General features: G+C 64.9%; 15 protein-coding genes. 9 read left to right on the top strand and 6 right to left on the bottom strand.

The features are described from left to right. Positions 1 to 21 precede the first annotated feature (21 nt). From AC07Y0_RS01240 to AC07Y0_RS01225, 4 genes are all read left to right on the top strand, one after another. A complete protein-coding gene (locus AC07Y0_RS01240) occupies positions 22 to 1,416 on the top strand; it encodes an amidase (RefSeq protein ID WP_498673736.1) in 1,395 nt (464 codons plus the stop codon). Between the two features lie 173 nt (positions 1,417 to 1,589). Continuing rightward, on the top strand, positions 1,590 to 2,663 hold the full coding sequence (locus tag AC07Y0_RS01235) for an HlyD family secretion protein (protein ID WP_498673734.1): 1,074 nt from the start codon (positions 1,590 to 1,592) through the stop codon (positions 2,661 to 2,663). Continuing rightward, a complete protein-coding gene (gene rbbA, locus AC07Y0_RS01230) occupies positions 2,660 to 5,452 on the top strand; it encodes a ribosome-associated ATPase/putative transporter RbbA (protein ID WP_498673732.1) in 2,793 nt (930 codons plus the stop codon). Before AC07Y0_RS01235 ends, rbbA begins: the two co-directional genes overlap by 4 nt. A 5-nt stretch (positions 5,453 to 5,457) precedes the next feature. Beyond that, positions 5,458 to 6,570, top strand: a complete 1,113-nt coding sequence (locus tag AC07Y0_RS01225) for an ABC transporter permease (protein WP_498673730.1) — start codon at positions 5,458 to 5,460, stop codon at positions 6,568 to 6,570. 10 nt (positions 6,571 to 6,580) lie between these two features. On the opposite strand, the gene AC07Y0_RS01220 is transcribed toward AC07Y0_RS01225, so the two are convergent. Next, positions 6,581 to 7,969: a sensor histidine kinase gene (locus tag AC07Y0_RS01220; RefSeq protein WP_498673728.1), complete on the bottom strand. Its 1,389-nt coding sequence runs from the start codon at positions 7,967 to 7,969 to the stop codon at positions 6,581 to 6,583. Then, positions 7,966 to 8,643 carry a response regulator gene (locus AC07Y0_RS01215; RefSeq protein WP_498673726.1) on the bottom strand — a complete coding sequence of 226 codons (678 nt, stop codon included), beginning with the start codon at positions 8,641 to 8,643 and terminating at the stop codon, positions 7,966 to 7,968. Before AC07Y0_RS01215 ends, AC07Y0_RS01220 begins: the two co-directional genes overlap by 4 nt. Before the next feature lie 76 nt (positions 8,644 to 8,719). On the opposite strand from AC07Y0_RS01215, the gene AC07Y0_RS01210 reads away from it, so the two are divergent. The 5 genes from AC07Y0_RS01210 (at position 8,720) to AC07Y0_RS01190 (ending at position 13,331) form a co-directional block, all read left to right on the top strand. After that, positions 8,720 to 9,790, top strand: coding sequence for an ABC transporter substrate-binding protein (locus AC07Y0_RS01210; protein WP_498673725.1), 1,071 nt, complete (start codon positions 8,720 to 8,722; stop codon positions 9,788 to 9,790). Between the two features lie 256 nt (positions 9,791 to 10,046). Beyond that, positions 10,047 to 10,991: a Bug family tripartite tricarboxylate transporter substrate binding protein gene (locus AC07Y0_RS01205; protein WP_498673723.1), complete on the top strand. Its 945-nt coding sequence runs from the start codon at positions 10,047 to 10,049 to the stop codon at positions 10,989 to 10,991. Then, positions 10,988 to 11,479: a tripartite tricarboxylate transporter TctB family protein gene (locus AC07Y0_RS01200; protein WP_498673721.1), complete on the top strand. Its 492-nt coding sequence runs from the start codon at positions 10,988 to 10,990 to the stop codon at positions 11,477 to 11,479. The genes AC07Y0_RS01205 and AC07Y0_RS01200 overlap by 4 nt, the downstream gene beginning before the upstream one ends. 13 nt (positions 11,480 to 11,492) lie before the next feature. Further along, positions 11,493 to 13,010, top strand: coding sequence for a tripartite tricarboxylate transporter permease (locus tag AC07Y0_RS01195; RefSeq protein WP_498673719.1), 1,518 nt, complete (start codon positions 11,493 to 11,495; stop codon positions 13,008 to 13,010). 150 nt (positions 13,011 to 13,160) lie between these two features. Further along, on the top strand, positions 13,161 to 13,331 hold the full coding sequence (locus AC07Y0_RS01190; RefSeq protein WP_156951575.1) for a hypothetical protein: 171 nt from the start codon (positions 13,161 to 13,163) through the stop codon (positions 13,329 to 13,331). Between the two features lie 63 nt (positions 13,332 to 13,394). On the opposite strand, the gene AC07Y0_RS01185 is transcribed toward AC07Y0_RS01190, so the two are convergent. From AC07Y0_RS01185 to AC07Y0_RS01170, 4 genes are all read right to left on the bottom strand, one after another. Continuing rightward, positions 13,395 to 14,414, bottom strand: a complete 1,020-nt coding sequence (locus tag AC07Y0_RS01185; RefSeq protein WP_498673715.1) for a GlxA family transcriptional regulator — start codon at positions 14,412 to 14,414, stop codon at positions 13,395 to 13,397. Positions 14,415 to 14,523: 109 nt separating this feature from the next. Then, positions 14,524 to 15,375 (bottom strand): dipeptide ABC transporter ATP-binding protein, encoded by an 852-nt coding sequence (locus AC07Y0_RS01180; RefSeq protein ID WP_454747170.1) that lies wholly within the window; start codon positions 15,373 to 15,375, stop codon positions 14,524 to 14,526. Beyond that, the gene (locus tag AC07Y0_RS01175; RefSeq protein ID WP_498673713.1) at positions 15,372 to 16,220 is read right to left on the bottom strand and encodes an ABC transporter ATP-binding protein; all 849 of its coding nucleotides are present in this window, start codon (positions 16,218 to 16,220) and stop codon (positions 15,372 to 15,374) included. The genes AC07Y0_RS01180 and AC07Y0_RS01175 overlap by 4 nt, the downstream gene beginning before the upstream one ends. 1 nt (position 16,221) lies before the next feature. Continuing rightward, positions 16,222 to 17,130 (bottom strand): ABC transporter permease subunit, encoded by a 909-nt coding sequence (locus AC07Y0_RS01170; RefSeq protein ID WP_498673711.1) that lies wholly within the window; start codon positions 17,128 to 17,130, stop codon positions 16,222 to 16,224. Between the last annotated feature and the right edge of the window lie 14 nt (positions 17,131 to 17,144).

The raw sequence follows: 17,144 nt of genomic DNA, 5'->3' as shown, positions 1-17,144 counted from the left end.
GAGCAGAGACGGAATGTCGACATGACCGATGACCTCAATTTGACCATCAAGGATCTCCTCGCCGGTTTTCGGGCGAAAACGCTGTCTCCTTACGAATACTGGCTGGCGGTGGAAGCGCGTATCGAAACCTTCGAGCCGCACGTCGCCGCCCTCTATGTCTATGACCCGGAGAGCGCCCGTGCCCAGGCGAAGGCCTCGACGGAACGCTGGCTGCGCGATGCGCCGCAGGGCGTCCTCGACGGTATTCCGGTGACGCTCAAGGAGCTGATCGCCACCAAGGGCCAGCCGGTGCCGCTCGGTACGGCGGCGGTCGAACTGATCCCGGCCGAGGCGGACGCGCCGATCGCCGCCCGGATGAAGGAAGACGGCGCGGTGATCTTCGCCAAGACCACCTGCCCCGACTACGGCATGCTGTCCTCCGGTCTGTCGAGCTTCCACCCCTTGAGCCGCAATCCCTGGGACCTCAGCCAGAACCCCGGCGGCTCGAGCGCAGGGGCAGCAGCGGCCGGTGCCGCCGGTTACGGGCCTTTGCACATCGGCACCGACATTGGCGGTTCCGTGCGCCTGCCGGCCGGCTGGACCGGGCTGTTCGGCTTCAAGCCGAGCCATGGCCGCATTCCGGTCGACCCCTATTATGTCGGCCGCTGCGCCGGGCCAATGACCCGCTGCGTCGACGATGCGGCCATCGCCATGGCGACGCTGTCGCGGCCGGACTGGCGCGACGGCACCAGTCTGCCACCCAACGACTTCGACTGGATGGATCACGATATCGACGTGCGCGGCATGCGGATCGGCGTCATGCTCGACGCCGGCTGCGGGCTTGAGGCCGAGTCCGAGATCCGCGACGCTGTGCTGGTGGCTGCCAAACGCTTCGAGGATGCGGGCGCCGTGGTCTTCGAGGTCGAGCCGGTGATGACACGCGCCATGCTCGACGGGCTGGACAAATTCTGGCGCGCCAAGTTCTGGGGCGACATTCGCAACCTCCCCGACGAACGCCGTGCGAAGATCCTGCCCTATATCTACCAATGGGCGGAAAAGGGCGCCGATGTCACCGGCGTCGAGGCGGTGCAGGGTTTTGGCCAGACCATTGAGATGCGCAAGACCTGCGGCCAGCTGTTCACCACGGTCGATGCGGTGCTGACCCCGACCAATCCGATCGTCTCCTACCCGGCCGAATGGGCCTCGCCCACAAACGACCCCGAACAGCCATTCGAGCACATCGCCTTTACCGTGCCGTGGAACATGTCGGAACAGCCGGCCGCCTCAATCAATTGCGGTTTCTCGAAAAGCGGCATGCCGATCGGCCTGCAGATCGTCGGCCCGCGCTTCGACGACATGCGGGTGCTGAAGCTCTCGAAGCTGTTCGAAACCTGGACCGGCGGCGTGAACAACTGGCCGGAACCGCCCGCGATGTGACGACGATTGCTGGCCCTGTCTCACGCCTGTTCCAAATCGCTTCGAATTTCGTGAAACTGTCACGTCCCCGCTATTGCACCTGCGAGAAGGATGTTGCTTTAATCGAATGATTAGAAATGAATCGGGGCCGATCTCGACGGTAGGAGGGGCCCGCTCTACAGGAGATCGAAGCGGTGAAACCAGCCAGCCGAAACGGGATCATTGTCGCTCTTGTCCTCGCCGCGGCGGCGGGCGGCGCCTATTATTTCTGGCAGTCGCTGCAGGCGTCCGAATTGGCCGACGGCATCGCCAGCGGCAATGGCCGGATCGAAGCAGTCGAGATCGACGTCGCGGCCAAGACCGCTGGTCGTATCAGCGAGATATTCGTCGATGAAGGCGATTTCGTCAAAGTCGGCGAGAAGCTGGCCCAGATGGATATCAAGCAGCTGGAATCGCAGTTGCGCCAGGCTGAGGCCGAGAAGCGCCGGGCCGATATCGGCATCGAGACCGCGCAGGCGCTCGTCGAGCAGCGCAATGCCGAGAGGAAGGCAGCGATCGCCGCCGTCTCGCAACGTCAGATCCTGCTCGATTCGGCCGACCGCAAGATGGTGCGCTCCAAACAGCTCGCCAGTTCCAGCACCATCTCGCAGCAAACGCTGGAGGATGATCAGGCCGCTGCTGAGGGCGCGCGTGCGGCCTTGGCTGCCGCCGAAGCCCAGACGGCCGCAGCGGATGCCGCGATCAGCTACGCCAAGGCCCAGGTGGTGAACGCAGAGGCGGCGGCCGATGCGGCGAAGGCCGCGATCGACAACATCGAAACCGTCATCGCCGACAGCACGCTCACCGCCCCGCGGGACGGCCGCATCCAGTTCCGCGTCGCCCAGCCGGGCGAAGTCGTCGCCGGCGGCGGCAAGGTCATCAATTTGGTCGACCTCGGCGACGTCTACATGAGCTTCTTCCTGCCGACCGACCAGGCGGGCCGGGTGGCGATCGGCGCGGAAGTGCGCCTGAAACTCGACGCTGCGCCACAATACATCATTCCGGCAACCGTTTCTTTTGTCGCCAACGTCGCCCAATTCACGCCGAAGACGGTTGAAACCCAGATCGAGCGTGAAAAGTTGATGTTCCGCGTCAAGGCGAAGATCGACCCGGAACTGCTGCTGAAGCATATCGAGATGGTCAAGACCGGCCTGCCGGGCGTCGCCTATGTGCGGCTCGACCCGGCAGCGCAATGGCCGACCGGTGTTGAGGGCGACGTCGTCCAATGAGCGAGCCCGCGCGGAACGAGGCGGCCGAGATGTCCGACACCGTCGTCTGCATCAAGGGCGTCTCCCTCTCCTATGGTCGCACCCGGGCACTCGGCGACATCTCGCTCGATCTGCCGAGCGGCGGCCTGATCGGCCTGCTCGGTCCCGACGGCGTCGGCAAGTCGAGCCTGCTTTCGCTGGTCGCCGGCGCCCGCGCGGTGCAGCAGGGCACGGTTCACGTGCTGGGCGGCGACATGGCCGATTCCGTCCACCGGGCCCGTACCTGCCCGCGCATCGCCTATATGCCACAGGGGCTGGGCAAGAACCTCTATCCGACGCTCTCGGTCTTCGAAAACGTCGATTTCTTCGCCCGCCTGTTCGGTCATGGGCGCAGGGAACGCCAGCGCCGCATCGCCGAACTGCTGAAGAGCACCGGCCTCTCCCCCTTCGCCGATCGCCCGGCCGGCAAGCTGTCCGGCGGCATGAAGCAGAAGCTTGGCCTGTGCTGCGCGCTGATCCACGATCCGGACCTCTTGATCCTCGACGAGCCGACGACCGGTGTCGATCCGCTGTCGCGCCGCCAGTTCTGGGAACTGGTCGACCGCATCCGCGAAAACCGCCCCGGCATGACGGTCCTGGTCGCCACCGCCTATATGGAGGAGGCCGCCCGCTTCGACTGGCTGGTCGCCATGGACGACGGCAAGGTGCTGGCGACGGGCACGCCGCAGGATCTGCTGGAGCGCACCGGCGCACCGAACCTCGACAAGGCCTTCATCGCTCTTCTGCCGGAGGAGAAGCGTCGCGGCCACGGCGAACTCTCCATTCCGCCGCGCAATCCGGAACTCGACGGCGAGATCGCCATCGAGGCCAGCCACCTGTCGATGCGCTTCGGCGACTTCACCGCCGTCAACGACGTGAGCTTCCGCATCGAGCGCGGCGAGATCTTCGGCTTCCTCGGTTCGAACGGCTGCGGCAAGACGACGACGATGAAGATGCTGACCGGACTCCTGACCGCCAGCGAGGGCACGGCGCAACTTTTTGGCCACGCCGTCGACGGCTCGGATCTCGCCGTCCGCCGCCGCATCGGCTATATGAGCCAGGCCTTTTCGCTCTATGGCGAACTGACGGTTCAACAGAACCTCGACCTGCATGCCCGCCTGTTCGACCTGCCGAAGGAACGCATCGCCCCGCGCGTCGAGGAGATGGCCAAGCGCTTCGACCTCATCGACGTCATGGACGCCATGCCGGATGCGCTGCCGCTCGGCATTCGCCAGCGCCTGTCGCTGGCCGTCGCCATGGTGCATGCGCCGGAAATCCTGATCCTCGACGAGCCGACCTCCGGCGTCGACCCGATTGCCCGCGACGATTTCTGGCAGATCCTCGGCGAGCTTTCCCGCAAGGACGGCGTCACCATCTTCGTCTCCACCCATTTCATGAACGAGGCCGAGCGCTGCGACCGCATTTCGCTGATGCATGCCGGCACCGTGCTGGTCAGCGACACCCCGGACGGGATCGTCCAGAAACGCGGCGCAGCCTCGCTCGAGGAAGCCTTCATCGCCTATCTGGAGGATGCGATCGCCGGCAATGCCGAGTTTGCCGCGGAAGCCGCGCCGGAGACGGTAGAAGCAGCCGAGCCGGCGGCCGCAGCCGGGGCCGCGCCGCGGCAGTCGCTCTTCAGCCGCTTCTTCGACCTCAGGCGCATGATGAGCTATTCGCGCCGGGAAGCGCTTGAGCTGCAACGCGATCCGATCCGCGGCACGCTGGCGACAATCGGCAGCGTCATCCTCATGTTCGTGATCGGCTACGGCATCAATCTCGACATCGAGAAGCTCAGCTTCGCCGTGCTCGACTACGACCGAACCACGATCAGCGACGACTATGTCGCGCAGCTTTCCGGCTCCCGCTACTTCGTCGAACATGCCCCGCTCAAGGACTATGACGACCTCGACAAGCGCATGCGCAGCGGTGAAATCAGCCTGGCAATCGAGATCCCGCCGAATTTCGGCCGCGACGCCCTGCGGGGCGACGCGGTCGAGATCGGCGCCTGGATCGACGGCGCCATGCCGACCCGCGCGGAAACGGTGAGCGGCTATGTGCAGGGCATGCACGCCCACTGGATCACCGAGAAGATCCGCGAAGCCTATGGGGAAGAGGCGACCAGGGGCAATTACACGCTCGAAACCCGCTACCGCTACAATCCGGACGTCAAGAGCCTGGTGGCCATGGTGCCGGCCGTCATCCCGCTGCTTCTGCTGCTGATCCCGGCAATCCTGGGCGCGCTCAGCGTCGTGCGCGAAAAGGAACTCGGCTCGATCATCAATTTCTACGTGACCCCGACGACCCGGCTGGAATTCCTGATCGGCAAGCAGCTTCCCTATATCCTGCTCGCCATGATGAATTTCGTGCTTCTGACCGCTTTCGCCATCCTGATCTTCAAGGTGCCGTTCACCGGAAGCCTCGTGACCTTCGCCGCCGCCGCCCTCCTCTACGTCATCTCGACCACGGCGCTCGGCATGCTGGTCTCGACCTTCGTGTCAAGCCAGATCGCCGCCCTGTTCGGCACGGCACTTCTAACCCTCATTCCGGCCGTGCAATTTGCCGGCATCATCGACCCGGTATCATCGCTCAAGGGTGCCGGCGCCTTCATCGGCAGCATCTATCCGACGACCCATTTCGTCACCATCGCACGCGGCACGTTTTCAAAGGCGCTCGGCTTTGCCGACCTGCAGCAGCAGATGATCTATCTGCTGATCGCCATCCCGATCCTCCTCGGGCTGACCGCCATTCTCCTGAAAAAGCAGGCGAGGTAAGGCCCATGCACATCCGCCATATCGGTCAGCTGATCGTCAAGGAACTGCGCGGCCTCATGCAGGACCGCATGCTGCTGGTCTTCATCCTCTATTCCTTCTCGCTGTCGATCTACACCGAGGCGCGGGCATTGCCGGAGACGCTTAACATGGCGGCCATCGCCATCGTCGACGAGGATCTTTCGCAGCTGTCGCTGCGCATCCAGGATGCCTTCTACCCGCCCTATTTCACCAAGCCGGACATCATCACGGCGAACGAGATGGACAAGCGCATGGATGCGGGCCTGTCGACCTTCGCGCTCGACATTCCCGCCAACTTCCAGCAGGACGTCCTGGCCGGACGCGTTCCGACCATCCAGCTCAATGTCGATGCCACCCGCATGACCCAGGCATTCAGCGGTTCGGGCTATATCCAGAGCATCGTCAACAGCGAGGTGAGCGAGTTCGTCGACCGCTATCGCAGCACGATCGACCTGCCGGTCGATCTCACCATGCGGGCGCGCTTCAATCCGCAGCTCAACAATGTGTGGTTCGGGGCGCTCAACAACATCATCACGAACATAACCATGCTGTCGATCATCCTGACCGGCGCCGCCCTCATCCGCGAGCGCGAGCACGGCACGATCGAGCATCTTCTGGTCATGCCGGTGACCGCCTTCGAGATCATGGTCAGCAAGGTGCTGGCCATGAGCCTGGTGGTGCTGGTGGCATCGGCCTTCTCGCTGGTGGTCGTCGCCCACTGGATCCTCGAAGTGCCTCTGCAGGGTTCGCTGCCCCTCTTCATGGCCGGCACGGCGCTGCAGCTCTTCGCCACCACCTCGCTCGGCATCTTCCTGGCAACCATTGCCGGGTCCATGCCGCAGTTCGGCCTGCTGCTGATGCTCATCCTCTTGCCCCTGCAGGTGCTGTCCGGCGGGCTCACGCCCCGCGAAAGCATGCCGGAGATCATCCAGCTGATCATGAACTTCGCACCCAACACGCATTTCATCGCCATGGCGCAGTCGATCCTGTTCCGCGGTGCCGGAATGGATGTGGTATGGCCGGATTTCCTGTGGCTGATCGCGATCGGGACGGTGCTCTTCCTCTTCTCGCTCGGCCGCTTCCGCGCCTTCCTGAGATAGGCGGTCCGGATCAGTATGCCGGTTCGGCCGGGGGAAAGGTGACGGTCGCCTTGAGGCCGCGTCCGCCCGAACCCTGGGCAAGGTCGAGCCGACCGGCGAAGAGGCGGGCGATCTCCTCGACGATGGGCAGGCCGAGGCCGGCGCCCTCGCCCTTGTCTCCGCGGGAAAAGCGCTGCCGCACCGAGGCGAGTCTTTCCGTCGGGATGCCCGGACCGTCGTCCTCCACTTCGAGGCAGACGCCTTCGGGACGGGCGAACACACGGACCGTGACCTCCGTGTCCGGCCCGGCATAGGCGATCGCATTGGAGATCAGGTTGCCGAGCAGTTCGCCGATCAGCAGCGGCTCGGCCAGCACGAAGGCCGTCCCCTCGCCCTCGAATCCGAGATCGATGCCGGCCTGGGTGGCCTTCGGCACGTTGTCGGCCGTGACCTCCTGCGCCAGCCGGACGAGATCGATCCGGGCGACCGGCGGCCGATGATCCGAGCTGGCGGCGTCGATCTTTGCCATCAACAGCAATTGTGCCAGCACATGCTCGGCATGGCCGACGGCGCGGTCGCCCTTCAGCGCTGCCGCCCTGGCCTCCTCCAGCGTCGTCGCCCGGGCAGAGAGTGCCAGCTGCGTGCGGATGATGGCGAGAGGCGTGCGCAGCTGGTGGCTGGCATTGCCGGTGAAGTTGCGCAGCGCATCGAGCGCCGAGCCGAGGCGGATCATGAAGGAATTGACGGTGTCGACCAGCCCCTGGACCTCGGTCGGCACGGAGTGCTCGATCGGGTGGAGATCGTCGGGATTACGCTCGGCGATGGCCTCGCCAAGCCGATAGAGCGGCCGCAGCGAATAGGTGACCGCGATCCAGACGATCGCGCCCGCACCGCCGATCATCAGCGCTAGGCGGGCGGCCGAGCGCAAGAGGATCGCCTGCGCCAGCTGCTGGCGGGCGATGGTGGTTTCCGCGACCGTCACGGAAAACGGCACGGAATCGATGCCGGTCGAGGCCGAGCGCTGCAGGACGGCGACCCGGATCGGCTCGCCGCGGAAGATCGCGTCGGTATAGAAGGACGACTGGCCGCCGAGATCGACGAAGGTGGGCAGGTTCTGGTAGCCGGTGATGAAGCTGCCGGGCGGTCCGTCGACCCGGTAGAACACGCGGTCCTGGGCCGCCGAGGTCAGCATTTCGAGCGCCACATAGGGAATGTCGACCTCCAGCGTCCCGTCTTCGGAGACGATCACCCGCTCGGCGATCGCCATGGCCGAACCGGCGAGCACCCGGTCGGAAACCGTATTGGCGGTGCGAACCGCCTCGCGGTAGGTATCGACCAGTGCGACGATGCCGAGGACTGCGGTCGCCAGCAGAAGCCAGCCCAGCAATCGCCTGCGCAGCGAATAGACGGCAGCGGTCATGCCGGTTCCGCCACCTTGTCGAGATAGTAGCCGATGCCGCGCGCGGTGCGGACGGAGAGGCCGTAGGGACTGAGCCGCTTGCGCAGGCGGCTGACATATTGCTCGATGGCATTGGCGCTGAGGTCGTCGTCGAAACCCGCCAGCGACTGGATGATTGCATCCTTCGGCACCACCTTGCCCGCCCGCATGAACAGCACTTCGAGAATGCCGAGTTCGCGCGCCGGCAGGTCGATCAGCACGCCGTCGGCGGAAAAGGTCCGCGACGTGAGGTCGAGAGACACATTGCCGTATTGTACGGTGGAGGAGTGCAGCCCGGCGCGCCGACGCAGCAGAACGCGCACGCGTGCCTCAAGTTCGCTGACGTCGAAAGGCTTGGTCATGTAGTCATCGGCGCCGAGATCGAGGCCCTTGACCCGCTCTTCCGTCGTGCCGCGCGCCGTCAGGATCAGCACGGCCGCCTTGTCCTGCCGCGACCGCATCGAGCGCAGCACTTCCAGGCCGCCCATTTCCGGCAGGTTCAGATCGAGGATGACGAGATCGAAGGTCTCGGTCGCCGTGACCGCATCGGCCGATGCGCCGTCACCGACGACGTCAACCGCGTAACCGCTGCCGCGCAGGATCGAGGACAGCCCGTCCGCCAGCGTCTCGTTGTCCTCGACCAAAAGTATGCGCAAGATCGTTCCCCTCGACGCCACTCTAGCGGCGAGCCTGCGGCTTGTGAACGCCTGCCGGCCGCGGCATTATGAATTTATGCGCATTGTTCTCCTGACCATCGTCTTCATCCTCGGCCAATCGTTGGCCGCTTGGGCCAGCACGACGCTCTTTCCGGCACGCTCGGGAAGCGCCGACGCCCGCACGCTCGTCGTCTATTCCTCGCTCGACGAACCGGTCGCCCAGCCGATGATCGAGGCCTTCCAGAAGGCTAATCCCGACGTCGCGGTCCGTTACGAGGACATGCTGACCGGCGAAATCTACGATCGCATCGTCAAGGAAACCGACAGCGGTGCGCGCACCGCCGACTTCGCCTTCTCCTCCGCCATGGACCTGCAGGTGAAGCTGTCGAACGACGGCTATGCCCAGCGCAGCGACCTGCCGATGAGCGCGCGCTGGCCAGCCTGGGCCAACTGGCGCAACACAGCCTATGCGCTGACCTTCGAACCCGCCGTCTTCGTCTATCACAAGCCGAGCTTCACCAAGGAAAAGCCGCCCGCCACCCGGGCCGAATTCGTCGACTATCTGAAGCGCCAGGGCAATACCGTCTACGGCCGCATCGGCACCTACGACATCGAACGCTCCGGCGTCGGCTTCCTGTTCATGGCAAGGGACCAGGAACAGTTCGGCGACATCTGGTCGGTGATCCAGACCATGGGGGCCGCCGGGGTGAAGCTCTACTCGACCAGCTCCGCCATCCTCGAACGCATCGCCGACGGCCGCTTCGTGCTGGGATACAACATCCTCGGCTCCTACGCCGCCGACTGGGCCTCGCGCCATCCGGATCTCGGCATCGTCCTGCCGAAGGACTATACGGTCGTCATGTCGCGCATCGGCCTCGTGCCGCAGGCCGCCGCCTCGCCCGACCTCGGGCGGGCCTATCTCGAGTTCTTCATGTCGCGCGAGGGCCAGACCATCATGGCGCGGCAGTTGCAGATCGCCGCGGTGAGCCCCGACGTTGCCGGCGAGAACACCGCCACCACGCTGCAGGAACAGCTCGGCAAGCAGCTGAGGCCCGTCCCGGTCAGCCCCGGCCTCATGGTCTATCTCGACCAGGTCAAGCGCGCGCGGCTGATCAGCCGGTGGAACGAAGTCTTGCGGCTGCAATAGTTCGGCGTATGCTTTTCCTTGACCCACATCGCATGACGCAAGAGCGTCGGCGATGTCAGGCAAATGTCAGCTTGATATGATCTTATTCGAGTGCGGTCACGCGTGGAGGCGTTTGGCCGGCAAGGTCGGGAGGAGACCTGGTAGGATCCGGCACCTGTCCGTCTGGACACGGCCCTGTCGCTTGCCGGAACGCTCCCCTTGTCCGCTCAACAAGAAATGCACTGCCGATGAGCAGTGCCTGACGGAGGAGTCCATCTTGAAACAGTTTATCCTGGCAACCATCCTGGCCGGCGCGATCGCGCTGCCGACCTTTGCCGCCGACTACACCATCATGGCACCGGCCAATCCGGGCGGCGGCTGGGACCAGACCGCCCGCTCGATGCAGACCGTACTGCAGCAGGAAGGCATTTCGCCCGCTGCCCAGGTACAGAACGTTCCGGGCGCCGGCGGCACCATCGGCCTTGCCCAGTTCGCCAACCAGGCGAAGGGCAACCCGAACGCACTCATCGTCGGCGGCTATGTCATGGTCGGCGCGATCCTCACCAACAAGTCCCCGGTCTCGCTGAAGGATGTCACCCCGATCGCCCGCCTGACCGGCGAATATGAAGCCATCGTCGTTCCCGCCGCTTCGCCGATCAAGACCATGGGCGAACTCGTCGAGGCACTGAAGAAGGATCCGGGTTCGGTCTCCTGGGCTGGCGGCTCCGCCGGCGGCACCGACCATATCGCTGTCGGCCTGATCGCCAAGGCGGCCGGTGTCGATCCGACCAAGATCAACTACATCGCCTTCTCCGGCGGTGGCGAGGCTCTGGCCGCCATCCTCGGCAGCCAGGTGACCGCAGGCATTTCCGGCTATGGCGAGTTCGAATCGCAGATCAAGTCTGGCACGCTGCGCCTGCTCGCCGTCTCCAGCGCCGAACGCCTGGCAAATGCCGACGCGCCGACGCTCAAGGAAAGCGGCCTCGACGTGGTGGTCGAGAACTGGCGCATGGTCGCAGCTGCTCCGGGCCTCACCCCCGAACAGACGGCCGCAGTCTCGGCCGACGTCGAGAAGATGGTCAAGTCCGCCAGCTGGCAGGAAATCCTCAAGACCAAGGGCTGGCAGGACACCTACCTCGCCGGCGACGCCTTCAAGGCCCAGCTCGACAAGGACGTCACCGCCACCGAAGCCGTCCTCAAGGACATCGGGCTGGTGAAATGAGCGAGGCAAACACCTCAACGACGGAAACACGCCGCCCCGACGGGGCGGCGCTTGTCATCGCCCTGGTGCTCGCGGCGCTCGCCGCGCTCATTTTCTGGGACGTCGATCGCCTGAGCGACGTCGTCGGCTATTCGCCGGTCGGTCCGGCCACCGTGCCGAAATGGATCGCCTTCGGCCTTGCCGGCCTTGCCGCCTGGACCGCGATCGCCGCCTTCCGCCGCGACTTCCCCGAGCGCGAGCATCAGGAGATCGCACCGGTCGCCTGGATCATCGGTGGACTGGCCGGCCAGATGCTGCTGCTCCCGACGGTCGGCTTCTCGATCGCCACCGGCGTGCTCTTCGCCGCGACCGCCCGTGCCTTCGGCAAACGCCAGCTGTGGTTCTCCCTGCCGATCGGCATCGCGATCTCGCTCGCCGTCTGGCTGGTCTTCGCCCTGCTGCTGCAACTTTCGTTGCCGGCCGGGCCGCTCGAACGCCTGTTCCTCTGAGGAGTAGCCACTCATGGATACCTTCGAATTCCTCTGGCAGGGTGTGCTTGTCGCCTCCCAGCCGATGAACCTGCTCTATGCGCTGATCGGCGTGACGCTCGGAACCGCCGTCGGGGTTCTGCCGGGCATCGGCCCGGCGCTCACCGTCGCGCTGCTCCTGCCCATCACCTTCAAGCTCGACCCGGCCGGATCGCTGATCATGTTCGCCGGCATCTACTATGGCGGCATGTATGGCGGCTCGACGACCTCGATCCTGCTCAACACGCCCGGTGAGAGCGCCTCGATCGTGACTGCGCTTGAAGGCAACAAGATGGCGCGCGCCGGACGCGGCGGTCCGGCCCTTGCGACCGCCGCCATCGGCTCCTTCGTCGCCGGCCTGATCGCCACGGTCGCGCTTGCCTTCATCGCGCCCTTCATCGTCAAGCTCGCCCTGGTCTTCGGCCCGCGCGAATATTTCGCCCTGATGGTGCTCGCCTTCGTCACCGTCTCCTCGGCCTTCGGCGACTCGACGCTGCGCGGCCTCACCTCACTCTTCATCGGCCTGACGCTGGCGACCGTCGGCATCGACCAGTTGACCGGCCAGACGCGCATGAGCTTCGGCGTGCCCGACCTGCTCGACGGCATCGAGGTGACCACGCTGGCCGTCGCCATGTTCGCCATCGGCGAAAGCCTATTCCTCGCCGCCCAGGGAGATCGCGGCCCGGACAAGGTCGAGGCCGTCAAGGGTTCGGTTTGGATGACGGCTGCCGACTGGGGCCGCTCCTGGAAACCCTGGTTGCGCGGCACGGCGATCGGCTTCCCGATCGGCGCCATGCCGGCCGGCGGCGCCGAAATCGGCACCTTCCTTTCCTATGCGACGGAAAAGCGGCTGACCAAGCATCCCGAAGAGTTCGGCAACGGTGCCATCGAAGGCGTGGCCGGTCCGGAAGCGGCCAACAACGCCTCTGCCGCCGGCACGCTCGTGCCGCTGCTGACGCTTGGCTTGCCGACCACGGCGACCGCCGCCATCATGCTCGCCGGCTTCCAGCAATACGGCCTGCAGCCCGGCCCGCTGCTGTTTGCCACCAATCCGCAGCTCGTCTGGGGTCTGATCGCCAGCCTGCTGATCGCCAACTTCATGCTGCTGATCCTCAACCTGCCGCTGATCGGCCTGTGGGTCCGCCTGCTGACCATCCCCAAGCCCTGGCTCTATGCCGGCATCCTCTTGTTCGCGACGCTTGGCACCATCGGCGCCAACCCGTCGATCTACGAACTCGGCATGCTGCTCGCCTTCGGCGTGATGGGCTATATCATGCGGATCTTCGGCTATCCGATCGCCCCGGTGGTCGTCGGCCTGATCCTCGGGCCGCTGGCCGAGCAGCAGCTGCGCCGTGCCCTGTCGATCAGCCAGGGCGACGTGACGGTGCTCGTCACCTCGCCGATCGCCGCCGGCCTTCTGCTGCTGGCCGCCACGGCACTGATCCTGCCGCTGATCCTGCGCGCTCGCGGCAAGGGCGAAGTCCTGTCGCATCTCGCCGCCAGCGAAGACTGACCCTGATAGAAATGACGAAGATCAAGGCGGGCCGGAACCCAACAGTTCCGGCCCGCATTTCTTGCATGGCTGCACTGAATATATCGCCATTGTAGAAACCGCTAATGAGGACCATCTTTCTCTTGTCAACACACAGAGAAAGCAAAGACAATGTCTGTCCTCACAGGTTCCATGCATAAGGGTTTCCTTGGTAGGGCCTTCGCCGTCATCGGAGCAGCAAGCGCCGCCGCAGCAGCCGTCGAGGCCCATCGCAGCCCGCGCGCCCGTGATCTGCGCACGCTCGGCATCGACCCCGAAGGCTTCCGCAAGGTTCGCCTCTAAACGCTGACCGAAACTCCCAGTACCCAAGACCAAGGCCGACGTTTTCGCCGGCCTTTTGTTTTTTCAGGCATTGGTTTCCGCCGCATGGCGCCGACGCGCGGCGACCGGCGTGATGGCGAACTCCTTGCGGAATTTGCGGATGAAGTGCGAGACGTTCTCGAAGCCCGTCTCCAGCGCGATGTCGATCAGCGGCTTGTCGGTGAATACCACCAGTCGGCGCGCATGTTCCAGCCGCAGCCGGATATACATGGCGACCGGTGTCGCACCAAACTCGGTTCGGAACAGCCGCTCCAGCTGGCGGCGCGACAAGCCGACCGCTTCCGACACATCATCGATGCTGACCACATCCTCGATATGCTGCTCCATCATGATCAGCGCCATGTTGGTCCGCTTGTCCCTGACCGGCGTCGAACCGAGCGGATTGCGCGTCTGCATCTCGCTGGCATCGCGGCGGCGGGTGATCTGCATGATTTCCAGCGCATTGCGCTCGGCAGCCTCCCCCACATGGCGGCGGATCAGATAGGTGGCAAGATCGGCGACGCTCGACCCGCCGGCGCAGGTGATGCGGCCATGGTCCTCGACGAACAGGCGCTTGGACGTGGCGTCGATCGAGGGAAAGCGCGAGCGGAACTCGACATAGTGCAGCCAACTGACGCAGGCGCTACGGTTTTCCAGGAGGCCGGCCTCGGCGAGAATGAAGCTGCCGGTGCAGACCCCGATGATCGGCACCCCGGCAGCTGCGGCTTCATGCAAGAAGGCGATCGCTTCGCGGTCGATCGGCTCAGCGACGTTGAGCCGCCCCCCGACGACGGCGATGTAGCTGAACTGCGTCGGATTGCCGAGCGGCGCGGTCGGCGCGACCTGGATGCCGCAGCTCGCCGTGATGAAATTGCGCGTGCTGCCCAGCACCGCCCAGTCGCAATTCACCCGGCCGGACCGATCCTCCACATCGCTGCCGAGGCGCAGCGCGTCGGCGAACAGCGAAAACGCGCTGAGCGTGAAGCTGCGCGCGAGGATGAAGCCGATGCGCAGCACCGGCTGGTTCTTCTGCGCTTTTGCTCTGCTGGCGTTTGCCTGCGTCATGAATGACCGTGACCCGATTTCAGTAGGAACTTCGCAAATAGCAAAGGCGGGCAGGAATATCCACTGCCCGCCTTCAAGCGACGAATTCGAACCGGGCCTTTGAGCGGCCTCAGCCGGCCTTGGCGACCGGGCGGACGCGCTTGGCCATGCGGGCGCGGATGGACTCCACGTCGGCGCGCGGCGTCGCGGCGAACAGCGTCTTGGTGTAGTCGTGCTTCGGATCGGAGAAGACTTCCTCGCGCGTGCCGTATTCGACCGCCTCGCCGTAATACATCACCATCACCTCGTCGGCGATGTAGCGCACCACCGACAGGTCGTGGCTGATGAACACGTAGGTGAGGCCGAACTCTTCCTGGAGGTCGGCGAGCAAGTTCAGCACCTGCGCCTGGACCGAGAGGTCGAGCGCCGAGACCGGTTCGTCGAGCACCAGGAGCTTCGGGTTCAGCATCAGCGCGCGGGCAATCGCGATACGCTGGCGCTGGCCGCCGGAAAACATGTGCGGATAGCGGTTGTAGTGTTCCGGACCGAGGCCGACCTTGATCAGCATCTCGGTCGCCCGTGCGCGGCGCTCCGCCGAGCTCATGTTCGTATTGATCAGCAGCGGCTCGCCGAGCACGTCGCCGATCTTCTGGCGCGGATTGAGCGAGCCATAGGGGTTCTGGAAAACGATCTGCACCTTCTGGCGCATGTCGGCCGTCAGGTGTCCCGGACGCGTGTCGACGGGCTTGCCTTCGATCAGCAGTTCGCCGGACGTCGGCTCGTCGATGAAGGTGAGGATGCGGGCAAGGGTCGACTTGCCGCAACCGCTCTCGCCGACGATCGCCAGCGTCTTGCCGGCTTCGAGCTTGAACGACACGCCCTTGACCGCGTGAACCACCTTTTCCGGCTTCAGGAAGCCGGTCGGCACATGGTAGTCGCGCGTGATGTTGCGGATTTCGAGCATGGGGACTTTGTCGGTCATGCGTTCTCTCCTGCTGCCGCGCCCGCCATGAAGTCGGAGACGGTGGTGAGGCGGTCGCCCGTGGCGTTTTCCGGCAGGGCCGAAAGCAGGGCCTTGGTATAGGCGTTCTTCGGCGCCTCAAAGAGCGAGAGCACGTCGGCCTCCTCCATCTTGCGCCCCTGGTACTGGACGATGACGCGGTCGGCGGTTTCGGCAACCACGCCCATGTCATGGGTGATCATGATCAGGCCCATGCCGGTCTCGGCCTGCAGGTTCATCAGGAGGTCGAGGATCTGCTTCTGGATCGTCACGTCGAGCGCGGTCGTCGGCTCGTCGGCGATCAGGAGCTTCGGGTTGCAGGCGATCGCCATGGCGATCATCACGCGCTGGCACTGGCCGCCCGACATCTGGTGCGGGAAGTGATGGAGCCGTTCGGCCGGATCGGGAAGGCCGACCAGCTTGAACAGCGCTATCGCCCGCTCGCGCCGGGCCTGTCGCCCAAGGCCCATGTGGATGCGCAGCACTTCCTCGATCTGGAAGCCGACGGTGAAGCACGGGTTGAGGCTGGCCACCGGCTCCTGGAAGATCATGGCAATGTCCTTGCCGATCAGCTTGCGCCGCTCGGCAGCCGAGATGCCCTGAATGTCCCGGCCCTGGAACAGCATCTTGTCGGCGATGATCTTGGCCGACCATGGCAGCAGACCCATGACGGCGAGCATGGAGACCGACTTGCCGGATCCGCTCTCGCCGACGATGGCCAGCACTTCGCCGGCCTCGACCGAAAGCGTGACGCCGTCGACGGCCTTGAACCAGCCGGACGCCGTCTCGAACTGGACGGTCAGGTTTTCGATTTCGAGAAGCGCCATGTCAGGACCTCTTCAGCTTGGGATCGAGGGCGTCGCGCAGGCCGTCGCCCATCAGGTTGATGGCAAGGACGGTGATCAGGATGGCAACACCCGGGAAGGTCACCACCCACCAGGCGCGCAGGATGAACTCGCGCGCTTCGGCGAGCATCGTGCCCCATTCCGGTGCCGGCGGCTGGGCGCCCATGCCGAGGAAGCCGAGCGCGGCCGCATCGAGGATGGCGTTGGAGAAGGACAGGGTCGCCTGGACGATCAGCGGCGCCATGCAGTTCGGCAGGATGGTGCGGAACATCAGGCGGATCGGGCCGGCGCCGGCGAGCCTAGCTGCCGTGACGTAGTCGCGGGTCTTCTCGGTCATCACGGCGGCACGCGTCAGGCGCACGAAATGCGGCTGCAGCGTCAACGCAATCGCGATCATCCCGTTGGTCAGGCTCGGGCCGAGAATGGCGACGAGCACCAGCGCCAGGAGCAGCGACGGGAAGGCGAGGATGATGTCCATCAGCCGCATGATGACGGTATCGATCCAGCCGCGATAATAGCCGGCGATCAGGCCGACCAGGATGCCAGTCGACAGCGACAGGGTGGTGACGAAGACGCCGATGAACAGCGAATACTGCGCGCCGTAGATCAGCCGCGAGAGAATGTCGCGCCCGACCGGATCGGTGCCGAGCAGGAACGAGGTATTGCCGCCTTCGAGCCAGGACGGCGGAAGGAGTGTCGCGTCGCGATACTGCTCGAAGGGCGAATGCGGCGCGACGAGCGGTGCGAAGATGGCGATCAGCACGAGCGCGAGGAAGACGAACAGCCCGATGACAGCGCCGCGGTTTTCCGAGAAGTAGAACCAGAATTCGGCCAGCATCTGACGACGCAGCGCGGCGGTGGAGACCGGTTGATTGGTGGCGGTATCGGCCATGGGATTTGCTCCTT

This window comes from Allorhizobium sp. GW101-3B10 (genome assembly GCF_059424725.1).
The sequence above is the reverse complement of the archived record's forward strand: the minus strand, read 5'-3'. Positions and strand labels throughout refer to the sequence as shown.